General features: G+C 45.9%; 15 protein-coding genes. 9 read left to right on the top strand and 6 right to left on the bottom strand.

Translation table 11 applies throughout. The annotated features are described in order from the left end of the window. Positions 1–65: 65 nt before the first annotated feature. Positions 66–2,414 (top strand): PhoX family phosphatase, encoded by a 2,349-nt coding sequence (locus tag QUA24_RS05290; RefSeq protein WP_333227801.1) that lies wholly within the window; start codon positions 66–68, stop codon positions 2,412–2,414. A gap of 254 nt (positions 2,415–2,668) precedes the next feature. On the opposite strand, the gene QUA24_RS05285 is transcribed toward QUA24_RS05290, so the two are convergent. Further along, positions 2,669–3,034 carry a Uma2 family endonuclease gene (locus QUA24_RS05285; protein WP_333227980.1) on the bottom strand — a complete coding sequence of 122 codons (366 nt, stop codon included), beginning with the start codon at positions 3,032–3,034 and terminating at the stop codon, positions 2,669–2,671. Positions 3,035–3,420: 386 nt separating this feature from the next. Next, positions 3,421–4,830 (bottom strand): nickel pincer cofactor biosynthesis protein LarC, encoded by a 1,410-nt coding sequence (larC, locus tag QUA24_RS05280; protein ID WP_333227799.1) that lies wholly within the window; start codon positions 4,828–4,830, stop codon positions 3,421–3,423. Between the two features lie 75 nt (positions 4,831–4,905). Between larC and QUA24_RS05275 the strand changes: the two genes are divergently transcribed. Next, positions 4,906–5,571, top strand: a complete 666-nt coding sequence (locus tag QUA24_RS05275) for an L-threonylcarbamoyladenylate synthase (protein WP_333227797.1) — start codon at positions 4,906–4,908, stop codon at positions 5,569–5,571. A 69-nt stretch (positions 5,572–5,640) separates the two neighbouring features. On the opposite strand, the gene QUA24_RS05270 is transcribed toward QUA24_RS05275, so the two are convergent. Then, the gene (locus tag QUA24_RS05270; protein ID WP_190738299.1) at positions 5,641–5,925 is read right to left on the bottom strand and encodes a DUF427 domain-containing protein; all 285 of its coding nucleotides are present in this window, start codon (positions 5,923–5,925) and stop codon (positions 5,641–5,643) included. A 97-nt stretch (positions 5,926–6,022) separates the two neighbouring features. Between QUA24_RS05270 and recQ the strand changes: the two genes are divergently transcribed. The 3 genes from recQ to QUA24_RS05255 all read left to right on the top strand — a co-directional run bounded on the left by recQ (position 6,023) and on the right by QUA24_RS05255 (position 9,897). Beyond that, positions 6,023–8,218, top strand: a complete 2,196-nt coding sequence (gene recQ, locus QUA24_RS05265; RefSeq protein WP_333227795.1) for a DNA helicase RecQ — start codon at positions 6,023–6,025, stop codon at positions 8,216–8,218. 238 nt (positions 8,219–8,456) lie between these two features. Beyond that, positions 8,457–9,419, top strand: coding sequence for a hypothetical protein (locus tag QUA24_RS05260; RefSeq protein WP_333227794.1), 963 nt, complete (start codon positions 8,457–8,459; stop codon positions 9,417–9,419). Between the two features lie 169 nt (positions 9,420–9,588). Continuing rightward, a complete protein-coding gene (locus tag QUA24_RS05255) occupies positions 9,589–9,897 on the top strand; it encodes a UPF0175 family protein (protein ID WP_333227792.1) in 309 nt (102 codons plus the stop codon). A 44-nt stretch (positions 9,898–9,941) separates the two neighbouring features. Here the strand turns inward: QUA24_RS05255 and QUA24_RS05250 are convergent, their stop codons facing one another. Continuing rightward, on the bottom strand, positions 9,942–10,490 hold the full coding sequence (locus QUA24_RS05250; protein ID WP_333227790.1) for a leucine-rich repeat protein: 549 nt from the start codon (positions 10,488–10,490) through the stop codon (positions 9,942–9,944). On the opposite strand from QUA24_RS05250, the gene QUA24_RS05245 reads away from it, so the two are divergent. The 4 genes from QUA24_RS05245 (at position 10,479) to QUA24_RS05230 (ending at position 16,017) form a co-directional block, all read left to right on the top strand. Further along, positions 10,479–11,633 (top strand): ISL3 family transposase, encoded by a 1,155-nt coding sequence (locus QUA24_RS05245; protein WP_333227788.1) that lies wholly within the window; start codon positions 10,479–10,481, stop codon positions 11,631–11,633. The two genes, QUA24_RS05250 and QUA24_RS05245, sit on opposite strands and share 12 nt — an antisense overlap. A gap of 366 nt (positions 11,634–11,999) precedes the next feature. Beyond that, positions 12,000–13,949, top strand: a complete 1,950-nt coding sequence (locus QUA24_RS05240) for a long-chain fatty acid--CoA ligase (RefSeq protein ID WP_333227786.1) — start codon at positions 12,000–12,002, stop codon at positions 13,947–13,949. Positions 13,950–14,100: 151 nt separating this feature from the next. Next, a complete protein-coding gene (locus tag QUA24_RS05235) occupies positions 14,101–14,541 on the top strand; it encodes a YlqD family protein (protein ID WP_242722909.1) in 441 nt (146 codons plus the stop codon). Positions 14,542–14,721: 180 nt separating this feature from the next. Next, on the top strand, positions 14,722–16,017 hold the full coding sequence (locus tag QUA24_RS05230; protein ID WP_333227784.1) for a dihydrolipoamide acetyltransferase family protein: 1,296 nt from the start codon (positions 14,722–14,724) through the stop codon (positions 16,015–16,017). Between the two features lie 607 nt (positions 16,018–16,624). On the opposite strand, the gene mscL is transcribed toward QUA24_RS05230, so the two are convergent. Beyond that, entirely contained in the window at positions 16,625–17,062 is a 438-nt protein-coding gene (gene mscL / locus QUA24_RS05225; RefSeq protein WP_194067975.1) for a large conductance mechanosensitive channel protein MscL, read from the bottom strand. Positions 17,063–17,859: 797 nt separating this feature from the next. Continuing rightward, entirely contained in the window at positions 17,860–19,320 is a 1,461-nt protein-coding gene (locus tag QUA24_RS05220; RefSeq protein ID WP_333227783.1) for a DUF3370 domain-containing protein, read from the bottom strand. Positions 19,321–19,408: the final 88 nt, after the last annotated feature.

Below are 19,408 nucleotides of genomic sequence, written 5' to 3'. Positions count from 1 at the left end.
TTTAATAATGATAAAGTTGGATACGGAATCATTTGATTAGGGATGTTGGGTTAAATAAGGAATTTATGTCTAAAATAACTCGCCGACAACTGTTAATTTTCTTCGGCAGCAGTGCAGCTACCACTGTGCTTGCCCCTCAACTAACTAAAACACTATTCGGCTTCAATTCCACCTCGGCCGAAGCTGTACTTCCGCTATCTTTCACTCCGTTAAGACTTCCCCACCCGCTGCCGATTTATCGAGAAATGTCCAGCTTTATGCCGACGGGCTTAAACGGACAGGGAACCGTGATGGCGGCCTCGCAGAATACTAAATTAACCAGCTACAACGTTGTTGACGATGTGGTTGTACCGCCGGAATACGAACGGTATGTGATTCTCCGCTGGGGCGATCGAGTTTTCCCCAATCCAGCAGACTATTTCGGCTACAACAACGACTACACCGGCTTCGTAGGCCTTCGCGGCAGCAGTGACGACGGTTATCTTTGGGTTAACCACGAGTATGTAGGCTTTCCGATGTCGAAAGTGACGCCGGAAGCGCCGTCTGATTTGGCATCATTTCCCACCACCGATCGCGCTGTCCTCGGTATAGACTTATCGGTAAAAAATCGCGATACCCTCGGCGAATTTCTGTACAATCTTGGTGGTTCGATCGTTCGCATTACCAAACAGTCTAACGGTAGATTTCAGGCGATCGCCGGCGACCCCCTCAACCGACGCATTCACGGACTTTCAGGGCTCGGAATCAACAGCCAGCGTACCGACAAATACAAAGATGTCACCTCCTGGGGAACCAGACAAGGGGATAACGAGTACCTCACGGGCACGGGCCCCGCAGCCACCCAAGTCTTCGCGCAAGTCAACACCGACGGACTCGGAAACCGGATAATCGGTACAGCCTACAACTGTTCCGGCGGCACAACTCCGTGGGGCACAATCCTCTCCGCTGAAGAAAACTTCCAAGGTAGCGAACTATTCTTCGTCGGGGTTCAGGAAAACATCAAACCCAACGGTGGCCAAACGGGCTACGCCAAGGGTACTATCGGTGAGGAATTCGGCTTAATCGGCGAAAAATACGGCTGGATGGTAGAAGTCGATCCCCAAGATCCAAGTTTCCGCCCCCGGAAGCACACATGGTTGGGCCGTTTCCGCCACGAAAACGTCGCGATTCGCGCTGAAGCAGGCCGCAAGTTAATAGGGTACATGGGGGACGATCGGCGCGGCGGACACACCTGGAAATTTGTCAGCAACGGTACTGTCACCAATCCCGCAGATAAAAACAACAGCCGATTATTTGAAGACGGCGTTTTGTACGTTGCCCAATACAACCGCAACGGTACTGGAAGATGGCTGCCACTGACATTAAATACCCCGACAAATCCGGTGCGTCCTTCTAAAGTGGGCGAGGCAGAATTAGCAACTTTTGGCAAAGCTCAAAGAGATGCCAATACTCGCTTGCCCAAACGCGCCGGAATTTCTGGTCAAACCGAAGACGGCGGTTCTTTTGTAGTAGATACAACCAATGAAGCAACAGCACTTCCTGGCTATAGCAATAAAACTCTTGCTAATTTTTACAGCAGCCAAGGCGCGGTTTTAGTTGATGCTTTCTTAGCTGCTAATTTGATTGGTGGCACTCCGACGGCGCGGCCGGAAGATTTGGAAGTTAATCCTACGACTAAGGAAGTTTTCATTGCTTATACGGACGCGGCACCGGGAAGCGACGGCTATCCAGATTCTCGCATTTTTACTGTTGCTAAATACGGTAGCGCAGTCAACAGCACCCAGCAGTCGGGAGGACTTTACAAAATAATTGAAGACAGTCCAGACGGTGCAGGTTTGACTTTCCGCTGGCAGCGTTTGGCCCAAGGTGGAGAAGCGGGTTCAGTCTCTGGCGCGGGATTTGCTAGTGTAGATAATTTGGCTTTTGACCCTCAAGGCAATGTTTGGGGTGTGACTGATATGTCTACGAGCACGCACAACGGTTTTGATGTCGGTGCGGCTGGAAAGCCAACGACGATCGACCATAAAAAGACGGGAAATGTGTCAGATTTTACTGGAGTTTTCGGCAACAATTGGCTGTTCTATATTCCGACTTCTGGGCCGAATGCAGGAACAGTAATTCCGTTTGCTTACGGGCCGAATCGGTGCGAAATGACGGGGCCGACTTTTGTGGGAGATACGCTATTGCTTGCGGTGCAGCATCCGGGGGAAGATTGCCCGATCGATGATGGTACTGTACTGAGTCGGCAAATTGAAATGTTGGATTTGAACGGTGGTGTTTTTAATCAAACTCGTAGTGTTTCTCGCGGCAGTTTGTGGCCGAGTAATATCTCGAATGATTCGCGCAGATCGCCTATGCCGTCGGTGATTGGAATTCGTCGCGTGCGATCGACTCCAACGGGTCAGTTTGTTTAAATAGGACTTACGCATCGGGGTTCAGAAACCTAATTTTTACGAATCGGGAGTAAGATTAAATGAACCGCGAGGCACGCGGACGCGAAGAAGTAGAAAAAAGAAGATACTGTTCTTTATTCGCGCTCTTCGCGTCTTCTTGGTTCGTTCCAATACTTAAAAGAATCGCTAGGATAATTAATATTAAATCCCTGGACAGCGAAATTACTAATAAAATTGTACTTGGCGATATAAATCGGCGATTGCAATTTCTATATTCACCGATTTAAGTTGCAAGGAATCGCCCAAAACATACTCGGAAAAAACCCTTCCTCCTGTTGATTGCGCCGAAAAATTTCTACTCCTGGCTGTTTAAATTGCACCAAAACATACTCTTGCAGTGTTAAAAATTGGCGGTATTTAGCAAATTTAATACCGCGATATGCTGCTTCTGTGGAAGGCGATAAAACTTCGATAATCAAGGAAGAGAATTGCGGATCGTTATCATGCTCATCATAAGTTACAACAACATCAGAATAAAAATAATTTTGCCCTGGTTCCACTTGAACTTTTACATCTATAATGTAAATTTCGTAGGGGAGATTAAGGCTATCATTTAATAGCTTGAAAAAGTTTATAGTAATTCGATTGTGATTGCGGGTTTGACCGCTTATCGCGACTACTTCGCCATCCCAATACTCCTAACGTTCCTCTTGGGTGGGTTCCCAAGCTAGGTATTCTTCTGCACTCATCGATGGGTGATCGGGTAAGGCAACCATAATGCGATCGGGAATCAAGTATGTTTCTAGAATAGCTTGAAGAAAAAGCGATTAAAAGGGCGGGTTTTTGAGATTGTCAGTTATTGGCAGATATTTTTTGTAAACCCGACCCTACCTTATTAGGGGTAATCTACCCGACACAATATCAGAGGTTTTGATTCTTCTGATTTAGATATTCCACAATAATGCTGAGTCTGACGGGTTGTCAGCCCGTCAGGGACTAAATTCCTCTTGTAAGTCAGTGTAATTGATTAAGTGCGATCGTACCAACTTTGCAGCGCCAAGCGGTGAACTTCCCGCCAGCTAATATTTTTAATTCTGGCAATTTCCGCGCAATCTTCGTATTCCGGCTGTACATTAACAATCGTTTCTCCAGACTTCGCAACTTTTATCTTGACTTCGCCGTATTCTGTTTTAACGGTCTGGATTTCTCGGTGTAAAATAGTTCTTTGTTGAGCCGATCGCCTAATTCCCAAAGTAGTAGTTTCGCGAAAGATCACAGCTTCGCAAGCCTCCTCAAATTCTGGATGACAAATAGCAGTTAACAAAACCCCCAGCCGCGACTTTTTCATCACAATTGGGGCAGTAAAAATATCCAGAGCTCCGGCGGCAAACAAAGCATCAAAAACATAGCCGATCGCCTGCGGACTCAAATCATCAATTTGCGTTTCCAATACCGTAATAGTTTCTATGGAATTGGGAATTGGGCATTGAGCATTGGGCATCGGGAATGGGGAATTAGTAGCCGTCTTTCTCCCACTCTCCCACTCTCCCACTCTCCCCCTCTCCCCTTCTGACTTCTCCCCAATCCAGAGGCGCAAAATATTAGGAATTGCCAGGTTTCGAGAACCTGCACCCAAACCGATCGCCTGAATTTGCATCGACGGTGGCGGCCCGAAACTAGCGGCGAGAGTACAGGCGATCGCAGTTCCCGTAGGAGTGCACAATTCGCGATCGATCCCGTTGCTGTAAACCGGCACTCGGTGCGTTTCCCACAACCGCATCACCGCCGGCGTCGGCACCGCTAATCGGCCGTGTGCAGCCTTCACCGTACCTGCACCAGTCGGCATCGCCGAAAAGTAAAACTCCTGAATATCCAACCAATCCAAACCCAAACAAGTAGCGACAATATCAATAATTGCATCGGTTGCCCCCACCTCGTGAAAGTGAACCTCGCTTGCGGGGATACCGTGTACGGCACCTTCTGCCTCTGCTAATTTACCAAATACGGCTAAACTCCAAGCTTCCACGCGCGGAGGCAATTTTGCAGAGACGATGATTTGCTCAATTTCGGGTAAATTGCGGTGATGAGTGTGACTAATTTCTGCATCTGCTTCGCCGTGACTGTGAGAATGTTCTTCCCCGTGATGATGGTGGTGGCGGGCGTCAAAAGTCGGAGATTCCGTTTCCGAGGGATCGAGTTCGGTAGCGGGATTTTTGGGTTTTAACGACAAATCCGCAGCTAAATCGACATAAAATTTAGTGGCTTGTTGAGTATTCCGGTGGACTAATTCCGTCCGCAACTGGTACTCTGTCGAAATGCCGAGCAAATTGAGTTTTTCGATTAGGTATTCTAAAGGAACGCCAGCGTGGATGAGAGATCCGATGCACATATCGCCAGCAATGCCGGTTGGACAGTCAAAATAAGCTATTTTATTCATTGTTAACAATTAATTTTCAACATTGATTGTTTCACTCGATATTTCGATCGCCCACTTAGCCTGCAATATCTTAACATGGCAACTATTTACGAAGTGCATCCAGTTGCACCCCAAAGAGACCGGATGGAGAAAATTAACAAAGCTCTGAAAGATGGGGCAGTGATGCTTTATCCGACAGATACAGTTTATGCGATCGGCTGCGATATAAACTCCAAGTCTGCGGTAGAAAGAGTCCGGCAAATCAAGCAACTATCCAATGATAAGCCTTTAACCTTCCTCTGTTCCTCTTTGTCAAATATCACCGACTATGCTGCCGTCAGCGATGAAGCATACAGAATTATCAAGCGGTTAATACCGGGGCCTTATACATTTTTGCTGCCAGCTACCAAGTTAGTGCCACGGTTGGTAATGAACCCAAAACGCAAAACTACTGGAATTCGCGTGCCCGACCAGCGGCTTTGTTTTACACTTTTGGAAGCCTTGGGAAATCCAATTATTTCAACATCCGCTCACATTACCACGGATGATGAAGGTGCAGCACCCGTGCCAGCAGGAAAAGCAGAAAGTTTTGGCAAAGCTGAACTTTTTGACTGTTTTTCAAAGTTAGTAGATGTCATTGTCGATGACGGTTCCGATCCGGGATATCAAGTTTCCACCATTCTCGATTTGACAGCAAGCGAACCGATTGTTGTTCGCCGTGGTTTGGGTTCGGAAGCTGTCGCCGTTTGGGAAAAAGATTAAAATTTTAAGGGGCCGGTTAAGCGCTAAATTCGCCCACAACCCGCCCCATTTTTTTAGTTTGAAACTGCTTTAAGCCTCTACTTTAACTCCTTTCCAAAAAGCAATATATCCGGCAATATTTTTAGCAGCATCTTTCGGAGTAGGATAGTACCAAGCAGCATCTTTATTAACTTGTCCGCCGACTTCGACACTGTAGTAACTAGCAACACCTTTCCAACCGCAAGTAGTGTGAGTGCTGCTGTCTTTGAAATACTCACGGTTGATGGCATCGGCGGGGAAATAATAGTTGTTGTCTACAATTTCGCACTTGTCGCTCTCGGCCAAAACGGCACCATTCCAAATTGCTTTCGGCATCAGTTTTTCTGCTTAAATTGAGATTTTCAATTATTGTAACTGTATTTGTGCTCAAAAGGCATAGAATAGTTGAGAAGCCAACAACCAACTACTGCAAATGCCAGCGTCTCATCCGCCAATATCTTCTGTGCCACTGTCCCTGGAACAAGCTCTTAAACATTTTTTTGGCTATGACTCTTTCCGTCCGGGACAGCAGGAAATTGTCGAAGCTGCTTTACAAAAACGGGATATGATGATTGTCATGCCGACGGGTGGTGGCAAGTCTTTGTGTTTTCAATTACCGGCACTGTTGAAACCGGGATTGACAGTGGTTGTTTCACCGTTAATTGCTCTGATGCAAGACCAGGTGGAAGCTTTGCAGGATAATGGAATTGGGGCGACTTTTCTCAACAGCACTTTGAGCTCTCAGGAAACCCGATCGCGCGAAACTGCGATTCTCGAAGGTAAGATTAAATTGCTTTATGTTGCACCCGAACGCTTGCTCGGTGAGAGATTTTTACCATTTTTAGATATAGTAGCAAATAAGTTAGGAATTTCGGCATTTGCTATCGACGAAGCCCACTGCGTTTCGGAATGGGGGCACGACTTTCGACCAGAATACAGGCAAATGCAGCGAGTGCGCGATCGATATCCCGACATTCCCATTATGGCACTAACCGCCACCGCCACCGAGCGCGTCCGCCAAGACATTATCCAGCAGTTAACTCTGCGAAATCCCTACATCCACGTCGCCAGCTTCAACCGCCCCAATTTATACTACGAAGTTCGCCCCAAAACTAAGCACAGTTTTGCCGAAGTTTTGCAAATTATCCAAAAAAAAGGCGGTTCGGGAATTATCTATTGCCTCAGCCGCAAAAAAGTTGACGAAGTTGCCTATAAATTGCAACAAAGTGGCATCCAAGCCTTACCCTACCACGCCGGCATGAACGATGTCGATCGCGCAACCAATCAAACCCGCTTCATTCGCGACGACGTGCAAGTAATGGTAGCCACAATAGCCTTTGGTATGGGCATTAACAAACCAGATGTGCGGTTTGTAATTCACTACGACTTACCCAAGAATCTCGAAGGATACTATCAAGAATCCGGCCGCGCCGGCCGAGACAACGAACCAGCCCATTGCAGCTTATTTTTCGGCTACGGCGATGTCAAAATGATCGACTACATCATCGAGCAAAAACCAGATCCGCAAGAACAACGAATTGCCCGCCAACAGTTGCGTCGAGTCATCAACTATGCAGAATCCACCGAGTGCCGTCGTACAATCCAGTTAAGTTATTTTGGCGATTCATTCCCCGGAAACTGCGGTACTTGCGATAACTGTTGCAACCAAAAACCAGTAGAAGATTGGACGATTGAGGCAATGAAATTTCTGTCGTGCGTCGCCCGATGCCAAGAAAAATTCGGCATGAATCACATTATTGACGTGCTGCGCGGTTCAAAAAATCAAAAAATATTGCAGTACCAGCACAATCAACTTTCTACTTACGGAATTGGCAAAGATAGAAGTGCCGAAGAGTGGAAAAAATTGAGTCGTTCACTGTTAAATCAAGGTTTTTTAGAGGAAAGAACAGACGGGTTTCCCATTTTGAAACTGAATGAAAAAAGTTGGGAAATTATGAAACGTCAGCGCACAGTTGAAATCGCCATTGAACCCCAGCGGGAAGTACAGAGCAAAGTTCGTTCTTTGGCAGTAGAAGTAGAAGGTTTATTTGCCATACTGCGGACACTACGCAAACAAATTGCCGACGAACAATTTGTACCACCTTACGTAGTTTTTGCCGATAAAAGCTTGCGAGATATGGCAGAAAAACGCCCACAAAATCTCACCGAGTTCGAGGAAGTTTACGGCGTTGGTAGCAACAAGCGAAATAAGTACGGTAAAGTTTTCTTGGAGGCAATTCGCACTTTTTGCCAAGAACAAGGATTGCCAAGTGGTGCTGCATCTTCTGAGGTCGCTAATCTTCCCAATCTTTCCAACGTTGCGTCTTATTCGCAGATGCAGACCTGGGAATTATACCGACAAGGTTTGACGGTTCAAGGAATCGCAAATGCGCGGGGGATGAGTCCTAATACTATTTCTGGGCATCTGATAGAATTGATGGAAATGGGCAGGGAAGTTGATATAAATTTGTTGGTTGAATCGGAACGCCAGCAGGCGATAGTGTACGCTATTGAAGTTATGGGAGATGAAAAACTGAGAGCAATTTATGATTTTTTGGAAGAACGTTATACGTTTGAGGAGATTAAGTTTGTGCGGGCTTGGTGGCGGCAAAATTATGTGGGGTTTTAACCGCAGATGTAGGCTGATGAACTCTGATGAACGCAGATAATTGATAGGAGGAAGGCTACTCTTCGGCGCACATTACGGCTATCATGTGTTGTTTAGTTCACCCTACTTCATGCCCTTTCACCTGAGTTCGGCTAACTCCAACCAACTCGTAGTAATTGAGCAGCCTGCACGTTACTCATTGCGACTTCCCAAATGCCTTTTGCACAATAGCTGTAAAAGTCACGAACAGGCAGAAACAATGAAAGCTACTGGTAAGGTGTATACAATTGATTTGGCTGGTAATCAGTATCAAAGCCCTCGCTACTTCCAAAGTCGGGCCAGGATTAACTCCCTCATCGACCATTATATGTCATTGGAAGTTTTGAGCGATCGACTTTCCGACCTACCCCAGCAATTTTCCACCCCGCATCCCCGCCCTTGGGAACCCATAGATTGGCAAGGAATCAATCGCAACCAAATTATTGGTGTCAAGCCAGAAATCTTTTTACAAATTTTGGCCAGTGCGGCAGAAATTGAAGCTCCCATCCGCAGCTACGGTAGAGAAAGCTGGTGCTACTTACAGCATATTTACCCGCAAATGGCACGGTTTATGGGAGGAGTTTTTGATGCCAATGGCAACATTCTAGAGATAGGTGTCTGGGAAAAAGAAGAACGCCAACATTGCCCAACATTTAGGAAAATTTACCAGCAACTTACAGCGGAAAAACTGCAAGTTAAACCCAATTCTGTGAATGGTTGTCAATCCACAGGTGACGCTTGGCAAGATACCTATAAACACGTGATTAGTCGCCTGAGTACCGAGTGGGGAGCTACTTCTGTTTACTTATGGTTGATGGTACACTCAACAGGAGCGTTGCAACAGGCAATTTCCCAGCCTTTACAGGATGAAATCAATCATTTGGCTAAGTTTTGGGGTTTCAGCCGCTGGGCCTTCTCCCAGAGTTACTTCAACCAACTAAAAGGCTCTACCAAAAACTTGATTGCTTTGCTGAAACACCATCAGATTGAACGCACGCACGGCAATGATGTGTTTAATACTTCACTCAGTCTCAAACAGCTTTCTTTGGTGTTGGAATTGACTTTTACATTCACGCGAGTGATGGTGCGGCTGCGACGCTGGAACCGCGAACTCAGTCGCAGTTATCTCAAACATTTGTTTGGCACTGCGCCGATGGTTGATGCACCGCGTAAGGTCGCTTAAATAGGACTTATGCGGAGCAATTTTTACACTATTTGTGGGGATCAGGTGGGGTGTGCTTCGCCCTACAGATAGTGTCTGTGGGTAAGTCCTGTTAACAAAATTAAACCCGAATTGCAAAATTAAACGATCGCACTTCAGAGACAATTGAAATTAAAATGTACTATAAATCATGCAGATTACGATCGACCTTCCCGACAATCTCCCCCTGACTGAAGCCGATGTGAGGATAGAACTCGCGATCGTACTTTATCAGCAGCACAGCCTCAGTCTCGATCGATCCGCTCAACTTGCTGTAATGTCTGTGGACAATTTCTACCAACTATTAATCAGCCGCCATATCGTCACCCAGCCCGCAGATCCCGATGACGAACCAGCGGGACTTATTCTAGCCAGCCTCCGCACATCCCTCCAGCAAATTAAAGAAGGCAAATTGCATCCTATTTCCGAACTGTGGGAGGGGATTATCGCTCGCGTTTGAAAAAGCCACCCAATTCATAAAAGTTTGAGCATTTAATTTCAAAGTTACCACTGACAGATAGACTCGGGCTTGAGAGGACAAGTCTTGGGTGCGATCGGGTTTCCCATGATGTGGAGCCGAGTCAGTTTAGTCAAGGAGTGTAAGGGTTTGATGTCTCTGATTTGATTGCTATCGAGGTTGAGCACAGTCAGATTAGTCAAAGATTCTAGCGGTTTGATGTCGCTGATTTGATTATTGTTGAGACCAAGCTCCTTCAGGTTAGTCAAAGATTCTAGGGGTTTGATGTCGCTGATTTGATTGTTGCTGAGGACAAGATGCTTCAGGTTAGTCAAGGATTCTAGGGGTTTGATGTCGCTGATTTTATTGCCAATGAGGATGAGCACAGTCAGGTTAGTCAAGGATTCTAGCGGTTTGATATCGCTGATTTTATGGTCATCAATCAGCCCGAGTCCCGGGAGACTCGAAAGTTTCCGATCGGCAGCATCGCACTCAGTAGTCCCGGCTATCTTCAACAGTTCCTCAACAGTATGGGCTCTCCTGAGTTTATGGTGTAAAATGTACCTACTAATACATTTACCGTTATGAGCTTCCATCTAGACTATCTATTAGCCTTGCCTGGAGTCAGGGTTGAAACTTGTACTCAAGTTGAGGGAAAAATTTTCTTGGCACTGAGCATTTCATCAGAAGGAATTGTTTGTCATCATTGTAACAATCCTACCGAAAAACTGCATCAAAATCGACCAATTTTAGTAAGAGATTTGTCTGTTTTTGGTCGTCCTGTATATCTAAAAATCCCACGACGGCAGTTTTACTGTCCTTTTTGTCAACGGTATCCCACAGAAAGATTAGATTTTTTGGACGTTAAAAGACGGCATACTCAACGATATGAACAAGATATTTATGAGCGTGTAAAACAATCGAGCATGGAGCAAATTGAACGAGAAGAAGGACTGAGTTATGACGAAATAAAAGGAATATTTGAGCAGGTAAACACCCTCAAAAAAAAACCGAATTGGCAACGGGTTAAACGAATTGGTCTCGACGAGATAAGTATGCGAAAAGGTCAAGGAAATTTTGTGACTGTTGTGAGTGACCTGGGCGAAGGTAATTTAATTGAGATGATTGATTCTCATCGCTGTGAAGAAATCATTGAAGTCCTTATAGAACAACCAATTGAAGTTCGTAAACAAGTTGAGGAAGTGAGTGTTGATATGTGGGGAGGATTCCCTAAAGTTATCAAAAAAGTATTCCCAAACGCCAAAGTTATTATTGATCGTTTTCATGTAATGAAAGTAGTTAACAAAGACTTAAATAAGTTACGTAGAGCAGCCGGAATAACAGATAGGCAAAGTAAATATTTATTATTAAGTAATCGAGTAAATTTGAATCAAGAGCAGATTGATAAATTAGAATTGACACTAGGAAAATCCGAATGTTTGCGAATTGCATATGAGATGAAAGAAAAATTTAGAGAAATATATGAGACTAATTTGACGGTCCAAAAAGGGCAGAAGAAAATCAAAGAATGGCTAAATCATGCACAAGTATTTTTTAGAGAATCTGCATCAACAATTGAGAATCATTTTGAGGGAATTTGCAACTACTTTCTTCATCGCACCACAAGTGGAGTCATGGAAGGAATCAACAATCGGATTAAGTTGATAATGCGGCAAGGGTATGGTTTTTCTAATTTTAATAATTTTAGGAATCGCGTATTAGCTTGCTTTTCTGATTAGATAAACTTATAACCCTAAGTTCAGGAGAGCCACAGTATGTTTAGCTTCGGGACTCAAATCAGCTTTTTGGCGACACCAATCGGCGAATGTTCGTCCACTGTTTCCCGGTTGCGGATCTGCGACTAACTTGAAAGGCTTATTTCCACATGAGGCTAGGCAGATCGCACTTAAAGCAATTAGTATCAACCTTGATAAATTCATGTATTTCTGTGCAACTATAACTGTCATCATTTTGTATCTCTAATTATCTAAATAGACAACGGCAGGTTGACAAACTGTCACGACAGTGCCACAAAGTTGTAAAATACCTGTGATATTAAACTTATACTGAATAATTTTATCTCCGAAAACTCAGGAAAATACCCTATGAACGGCCCAGCATCTTACACATCATCTCAAATGACCGATCGCGATCGCGCTAACCTCAGCAAGCTAATCGATTACAGTTCCATTCGATCGATACCCGAATTTTGGGCGATCGTCAAACAAAAATTCGGTCAAACCGTCGCCCTCCACGACCCCCACAGCCAACCAGAAATCAAACTCACCTACACCGACCTCTACCAGCAAATCCAGCAATTCGCCGCCGGCCTCCAAGCCCTGGGCATCGAACCAAATCCCGAAGAAGCAGTCCCTCCCCGCGTCGCCCTCTTCGCAGACAACAGCCCCCGCTGGCTGATAGCCGACCAAGGTATCATGATGGCCGGGGCCGCCAACGCCGTTCGAGGCGCCACCGCCGACCCCGAAGAACTCCTTTACATCATCCAAGACAGCGGCAGCACCGCCTTGGTAGTCGAAAACCTGGCATTACTCAAAAAACTGCAACACCGCCTCCCGGATTTGCCCATCCAACTCATCGTCCTCCTCTCCGACGAAGAACCGGAAACCAGCCAAACCCTAAGCACAGTCAAATTTTCCCAAGTCATGACCACAGGGGCAAACCGCCCCCTCAAACCCACCAACCACAAGCCTCAAACCCTCGCCACCCTCCTCTACACCAGCGGCACCACCGGCAAACCCAAAGGCGTCATGCTGACTCACGGGAACCTGCTGCACCAACTCACCACCTTGGGCACAGTTCTCCAGCCCGAAGCCGGGGAATCTGCCCTCAGCATTCTGCCTAGTTGGCACGCCTACGAACGCAGCGTCGAATACTTCTTGCTTTCCCAAGGATGCACGCAAATTTACACCAATATTCGCTATTTCAAACAAGACTTTAAAACTTACAAACCCCATTACATGGTCAGCGTTCCGCGCATCTGGGAATCGATTTATGAGGCCGTACAAAAGCAATTTCGGGAACAGCCGCCTAACAAACAAAAATTGGTGGATTTCCTGTTATCTGCCAGCCAGCAATACATCGAGAACCGCCGCATTTGCCAAGGATTAACTCTCAATTTAAAACCTGCTTCTGCTACTGAAAAACTAATCGCCCGGACCAAAAGCATTCTGTTGTCGCCCGTGCACGCCCTCGCCGAAAAACTGGTTTACCAAAAAGTCAGGCAAGCTACAGGGGGACGCTTAAAATGGGCGATTAGCGGTGGCGGTTCTTTGGCAACGCATTTAGACAATTTCTTTGAAATAGCGAATATCGGCTTGTTGGTAGGATACGGTTTAACCGAAACTTCGCCGGTTTTAACAGTCCGCCGCCCTTGGCACAATCTTAAAGGTTCCGCTGGACAACCGATCGCCCATACGGAAATTAAAATAGTAGACCCAGAAACCAGACAGCAACTGCCAACAGGCCAGCGCGGCTTAGTATTGGCGCGGGGGCCGCAAATTATGCAGGGCTACTATCTCAATCCCCAAGCGACTGCCAAGGCGATCGACCCCGAAGGCTGGTTCGATACCGGCGATTTGGGCTGGCTGACACCGGGGAACGACTTAATCTTGACCGGGCGGGCCAAAGATACGATCGTCCTCAGCAACGGTGAAAACATCGAACCCCAGCCCATAGAAGACGCCTGCGTCCGCAGCCCCTACATCGACCAAATTATGCTAGTAGGTCAAGACCAGAAATCCGTCGGCGCCTTAATTGTCCCCAATGCAGAAGCTGTGCAGAAATGGGCAGAAACTCAGAATCCCCCTTTACACGAAATTGACTGGAATAGCAAGACAATTCAAAATTTATTCCGCCAAGAATTGAACCGAGAGGTGCAAAATCGCCCTGGATACCGCGCGGACGATCGCATCGGCACGTTCCGGTTGATTCAGGAGCCATTTTCGATCGAAAATGGAATGTTGACCCAGACCCTGAAAATTAAGCGCCCGGTTGTGACGCAACACTACCGCGATATGATTGACGGGATGTTTTGAAATATTCGCAGGACTTGGGGAATGGAAAAGAAAAAATTATCCCAACACCCGAGTCCTGAGTCCGAGTCCTCAGTCCTGGGCCATTAGTTCATATTTACCAACTAATGGCCCAAGACTAATGCCTAATTCCTAATTGACAAGCAACAACTTTATGGAACCACAATTACTCTTGAAGCGATCGATTAACGTTAAAGTCGTCGTTACTCCCCGCTGGAAAGAAGAAGCTCAACAGCAACTCCAAGCCCAAATCAACCAAATAGACTCTCAGCTACAACAGTTAGAAATGCAAGGGCAGCGGATGGTTTCAGAAATCAAACAGCAAAATCTACAGCCCCCAGGCCCGCAAGTACAGCAGCAAATAGAAAACATTCAAGTGCAGGTGAATCAAAGAAAAAGCGAACTGCTAGAACAGAAAAACCAAAACCTGCAACAGCTTCAGCAAGTGCAGGTGCTAGACCTCGAGCAAGAAGTGAGTCAAGGTCAAATTGACGGCACGTTCACTGTCGGGCTGGGAGAAAACTTGATTCAAAAAATGCAAGTAGAAATTCTCCTCCGCGACGGCATAGTCGAAGAAATTCGAGGTGATATTTAGAAATTGGTAAGTGGTAATTGGCGATCGGTAATTGGCAATTGATTTTGAGTCAACAGTCACACATCAAGAATTCGAGAGACTGGCATAATAATAAGTATTGCCGGTGGCCGGTCGCCAATTATCAATTGCCAAATACCGATTACCTATTACCTATTACCAACACACAAGGACTTTTTACAGATGATTCGCGAAGTTTTCATGCCAGCCCTGAGTTCAACAATGACAGAGGGCAAAATTGTTTCCTGGGTCAAATCCGCCGGAGACAAAGTAGAAAAAGGCGAAACGGTGGTAGTCGTTGAATCCGACAAAGCCGACATGGACGTGGAGTCTTTCTACGAAGGCTATTTAGCAATAATTATCGTACCTGCGGGCGAAGTTGCTCCGGTGGGCGCAGCAATCGCCCTCGTAGCAGAAACAGAAGCCGAAATCGCCACAGCTCAGCAGCAAGGAGCCGCAGCCCCAAGCGCAGCAGCCGCCCCGGCTCCCAGCCCCGCTCCTGTCAGCGCAGCTACATCGTCAGCAGGTTTGCAGCAAAATGTTAGTCGCCAAAATGGCCGCAGCGTCGTTTCTCCCCGCGCTCGCAAGTTAGCCAAAGAATTTAAAGTAGATTTGAATTCTATCAAAGGCAGCGGGCCCAACGGTCGTATTGTCGCAGAGGATGTGGAAGCAGCAGCCGGCAAAGCCCAACCCGCACCGGTTCAGCAAGCGGTAACAGTCCCCGCAGCACCCGCACCGGCACCCGCAGCACCCGCCCCCGCAGCAGCCAAACCCGCCCCCGCAGCAGTCCCGGCGATCGCACTTTCGGGCCAAAGAGTACCGATGAATGCGCTGCAAAATGCGGTGGTGCGGAATATGGAAGCAAGTTTGAGCGTGCCGTCTTTCCGCGTGGGTTACACAATTACTACTGATAATCTCGACAAACTCTACAAACAAATTAAGTCGAAGGGCGTCACGATGACGGCTATGCTGGCGAAGGCTGTAGCAGTAACTTTACAAAAACATCCTCTGCTGAATGCTTCTTATGTGGAGTCCGGGATTCAATACCGTGCTGATATTAATGTGGCGGTAGCTGTGGCGATGGACGGCGGTGGTTTGATTACGCCGGTGTTGCAAAATGCCGATCGCCTCGATATTTATTCGCTTTCGCGCACTTGGAAGGATTTAGTCGATCGCGCCCGCACCAAGCAGTTGAAGCCTGATGAGTACAGCACGGGAACTTTCACTCTTTCCAATTTGGGAATGTTTGGTGTAGACAAGTTTGACGCGATTTTGCCACCGAATCAAGGCTCGATTTTGGCGATCGGTTCTTCGCGGCCGCAAGTAGTGGCTAATGAAGATGGTTTGATGGGAGTGAAGCGCCAAATGCAGGTGAATATTACTTGCGATCACCGGATTATTTACGGTGCTGACGCTGCATCTTTCTTGCAAGATTTAGCCAAATTGATTGAGACAAATCCTCAATCTTTGACACTTTAATTAGGACTAAAGTCCTGACTACAAACCTTACTCTGAGGTTCGTAGTCAGGACTTCAGTCAGGAACATCTCAGTATTGCAAAAATGATTTTTATTATTATAGAACCCATTTGACATCTTTTGTGAAATCCTTACAGGGCAACTATTCTAGCCTAAATTTAGGATTCTACTGATTCGCCCCAAACCTAGTTGTGGTAATAAGTCTGGAATAGATGTCAAATGGGTTCTATAGGGCTGAACTATGCCTACAGCCATACCCTCGATAATAAAGAAAGCATCTCCAAATTGAACGTTAATAACGTGTAATTTCTCAGCGTTAAAAAAGCACGCAATTCGGAAACACGTAAAAGAAAAATTATGAAAAATACTGTTTATCACCACCAAACTTTGGATTCAGGATGCCGGTTACGAAATCGCAAAGAAGGCTTTTGAAATATCTTTAGTGTGAGTGTGCAAAAAAGGAGATAACAGCCTAAACTTTTGCCTGCATCCCCTAAAAATCAAGTATTAAGTAGTTGTACAAAATTAATCACACAAAATATCCCCTGAAAGCCTTACAAGGTAAAGAGTCTTTATCTAATTAATTTCGTTTGGTTACTTACGTAGTCTCTAAATACCACGCGATTCCAATGCTTTTGCTAAGCGTTCTAAAACTTCTGTCATCTTTTCCTGGTTGAGAGTAGCAGCATCAACAAGTGCAACTTCTGCTTCTGCTTCTGCTGCTTGCCGACGAATTAATCTTTTTTTTGCAGATTCTACGCTTCGGAGTAATAGAAAAATAACAAAGGCGATAATCACAAAACTAATTACAGATGCCAGGAAAACACCCCATTTTATACCTCCTGGTGCCCAACTTTCCAGGTCTTTAGCTCCCGCAGCCGTTAAAGCAGGATTAAGAAGAATGGGAGTAATAATATCTTTGACTAAAGAATCAATGATTTTTCCAAAGGCTCCACCAATGATGACGGCAACTGCCAGTTCAAGGACATTTCCCTGAACTAAAAACTTCCAGAAATCGCTCCAAAATCCGCTACTACTTCTTGCCATGATGGATGTTCCCCTATAGATATGCCAGTAAAATTTATTTTCTCATGATTCAGGAAAAACTTTATTATATTTTAAACCAAACAAACTGGTCAAAGGCGATCGGGTTCAATCTAAGAACGGAGTGGCGCGACTTTTTGGTGCAACGGATGTTGTCCTTACTTTTCACGCTATCTCTGAAAGCCTTGTCAGGCAAGGGTTTCATCTGAAGACGTTTGTCAATGATTTCTACTTAGGGCTTGCTGAAAAAGTGTACGCAGTGGAAAAACGATGCTACACAGCTTGAAAAATAGTAGGTTTATTGGTGAATTCCCAAATTTAGCCAGAGACGAACAACCAAGGTGCAAAGGTTTTGAGCCTCTATAAAACCCGTTTGACATCTTTTACGCTGTTATACGTGACCGCAAAAGCATTATCCAGCAGCAGCCATGCCTTATTGTAGCAGTCTAACGGATTCAGAATGGGAAATAATTGAACCCATACTACATGAGATATTGCCCAGGAAGAAGCTAACTAAAACCATGTAACTGGACAAAAAGAGAAATCTTAGATGGAATCTTCTATCAACTAAAAAATGGCTGCAATTGGTAAGACCTACCCAAGGATTGGCTCCCTTACAAGGGCCGTATATTGGCTTTACTTGCAGTGGCGAGCACAGGGAATGAATGATAGAAGAGCTGATGAGAGTGCTACATGGGCAAGTGCGTGAGCAGGTAAAAAAAAGCCAAATGGACTACATTTTAGTTTTTCTTGATGCGGACTAAAATCCTCACTACAAACCTTTGACTACTGACTACAAACTAATTACTCGATCGCACTGTCAAAACTTGCGGCGGCGTCGCATCCGGCGGATACAAGAAATCCACCTGCACCAAACGGCGTTCCCCCGGCTTCATATTCACATTCACCAAAGGTTCCCCCTGCTGTCCCCGCCGCTGCACAATGTGAATGTAGCGCGTCAAAGTCTTGCCCGTATCATCCTTAAACATCACCCGTACCGTGCCTCGGAAAAATATCCGATTTTCGGGAGGATCGTAAAACATCAATCCCCCCGCTTCTGTATTTGCTTTAATCGGTGTTTGCATTTTAATGCTAACAGATTGAGATTCACGAGATTTGTTGTAAAGCGGAAAAGTTAAGTTGTATTGAATGCCGTAATTACCGTGAGCAAAATAAGCAGTATCGGGATAGCGAGCTAACATTTTAGCGCTTTGAACTTGGCCAGTCCCAAAAGTACCCGTGTCCGTTGTACTCAAAGCATAGGAAAATGACTCGCCGCGCTTGGGAATTGTTAAATAATCAGTTCTCGAATTGTCCGTAATTTTAGCTTGCCACTGGGAACCTTCCGCTACTCCTGCCACGCGGCCATAAATTTTTTGCACCGGATTTTCGCCTCTGGGAGTTGGTGCTAAATCTCTGGGTCCCGCTAAACCTTTAGTATTTAAAATATTTTCCCACTCTTCTAATGTGGGATATTGCTCTACTCCTTCTGGAGTTGTAGGAGCAAACATCGCTAAACTAGCGACATAAACCGAATTGCTGCTCGACATTCGCATCAAGGTCGATCGACCGTTGGAAGAAGGCGTGACATTCCCCACAGGTATCGGCAAATTCATCAGCATTCGGCTCTGATTGCCCGGAATCTCTATCGCAGCGGGCAAAATGGCTTGTCTGAACCCCCGCAATACATCGCTCGTGATGCGGCTTCCAGGCCCCGCAAACACAGTGCCGAATCGATTTTCTAAATAGTTCGGCAAATCGACAAACAAAGCATCGGGCCGAGTTAAATAACTCGCTCCTTGTAATATTTTTAAAGTGACAGGTTCAGAATTGGGATTGTGAACGATAATCCCTTGAAATAAGGTGCGAGTTTGGTCGCGATTTTTGGCCTTGGCGATGTGGTGGGCGAAGATGTCAAATCGGCCTTTGAAGGCAAAGTTTAAATGAGCCGAAGGTACTTGTTTTGATTCCTGGGGAAATGTGGAGAGCAAAATGCCTTCGGTTTGCACGACTTCCGGGCTGTTGCTGTTGAAAACCGGGATGTTGTCGAGTTTTCCCGGTAAAACGCGCACTTGTTGGGGCACAGTTATCGTTTTTAGCAAGCTGCTGCTGGGCTGTGGTGGTAAATCCAGTTCGTTTTCGGGTAGGGGGGCTTCTGGCTCGATGATCAGTTGTTGTTGGGCGGGAGGTGCGGCGATTGTTTGAGCTAGGGGGAAAATTGGCAAAAACATTGCTGTGAGCGCGTTTAACTGAACTTGCATTGATATTTGACCGATCCTCTGGGAGGACTCCGCTAACGGGCGATCGACACAAAACTTTACCACAAGTTGGTTGATGTGTTTGAGGAAT

The sequence above is a fragment of the Microcoleus sp. Pol12B5 genome (assembly GCF_036701335.1).
Taxonomy (GTDB): domain Bacteria; phylum Cyanobacteriota; class Cyanobacteriia; order Cyanobacteriales; family Microcoleaceae; genus Microcoleus.
The sequence above is the reverse complement of the archived record's forward strand: the minus strand, read 5'-3'. Positions and strand labels throughout refer to the sequence as shown.

Excerpts from the sequence above, each read along its gene's own strand:
- QUA24_RS05290 (WP_333227801.1), top strand. The coding sequence starts at position 66 with ATGTCTAAAATAACTCGCCGACAACTGTTAATTTTCTTCGGCAGCAGT.
- larC (WP_333227799.1), bottom strand. The coding sequence starts at position 4,830 with ATGAATAAAATAGCTTATTTTGACTGTCCAACCGGCATTGCTGGCGAT.
- QUA24_RS05275 (WP_333227797.1), top strand. The coding sequence starts at position 4,906 with ATGGCAACTATTTACGAAGTGCATCCAGTTGCACCCCAAAGAGACCGG.
- QUA24_RS05270 (WP_190738299.1), bottom strand. The coding sequence starts at position 5,925 with ATGCCGAAAGCAATTTGGAATGGTGCCGTTTTGGCCGAGAGCGACAAG.
- recQ (WP_333227795.1), top strand. The coding sequence starts at position 6,023 with ATGCCAGCGTCTCATCCGCCAATATCTTCTGTGCCACTGTCCCTGGAA.
- QUA24_RS05260 (WP_333227794.1), top strand. The coding sequence starts at position 8,457 with ATGAAAGCTACTGGTAAGGTGTATACAATTGATTTGGCTGGTAATCAG.
- QUA24_RS05255 (WP_333227792.1), top strand. The coding sequence starts at position 9,589 with ATGCAGATTACGATCGACCTTCCCGACAATCTCCCCCTGACTGAAGCC.
- QUA24_RS05245 (WP_333227788.1), top strand. The coding sequence starts at position 10,479 with ATGAGCTTCCATCTAGACTATCTATTAGCCTTGCCTGGAGTCAGGGTT.
- QUA24_RS05250 (WP_333227790.1), bottom strand. The coding sequence starts at position 10,490 with ATGGAAGCTCATAACGGTAAATGTATTAGTAGGTACATTTTACACCAT.
- QUA24_RS05240 (WP_333227786.1), top strand. The coding sequence starts at position 12,000 with ATGAACGGCCCAGCATCTTACACATCATCTCAAATGACCGATCGCGAT.
- QUA24_RS05235 (WP_242722909.1), top strand. The coding sequence starts at position 14,101 with ATGGAACCACAATTACTCTTGAAGCGATCGATTAACGTTAAAGTCGTC.
- QUA24_RS05230 (WP_333227784.1), top strand. The coding sequence starts at position 14,722 with ATGATTCGCGAAGTTTTCATGCCAGCCCTGAGTTCAACAATGACAGAG.
- mscL (WP_194067975.1), bottom strand. The coding sequence starts at position 17,062 with ATGGCAAGAAGTAGTAGCGGATTTTGGAGCGATTTCTGGAAGTTTTTA.
- QUA24_RS05220 (WP_333227783.1), bottom strand. The coding sequence starts at position 19,320 with ATGCAAGTTCAGTTAAACGCGCTCACAGCAATGTTTTTGCCAATTTTC.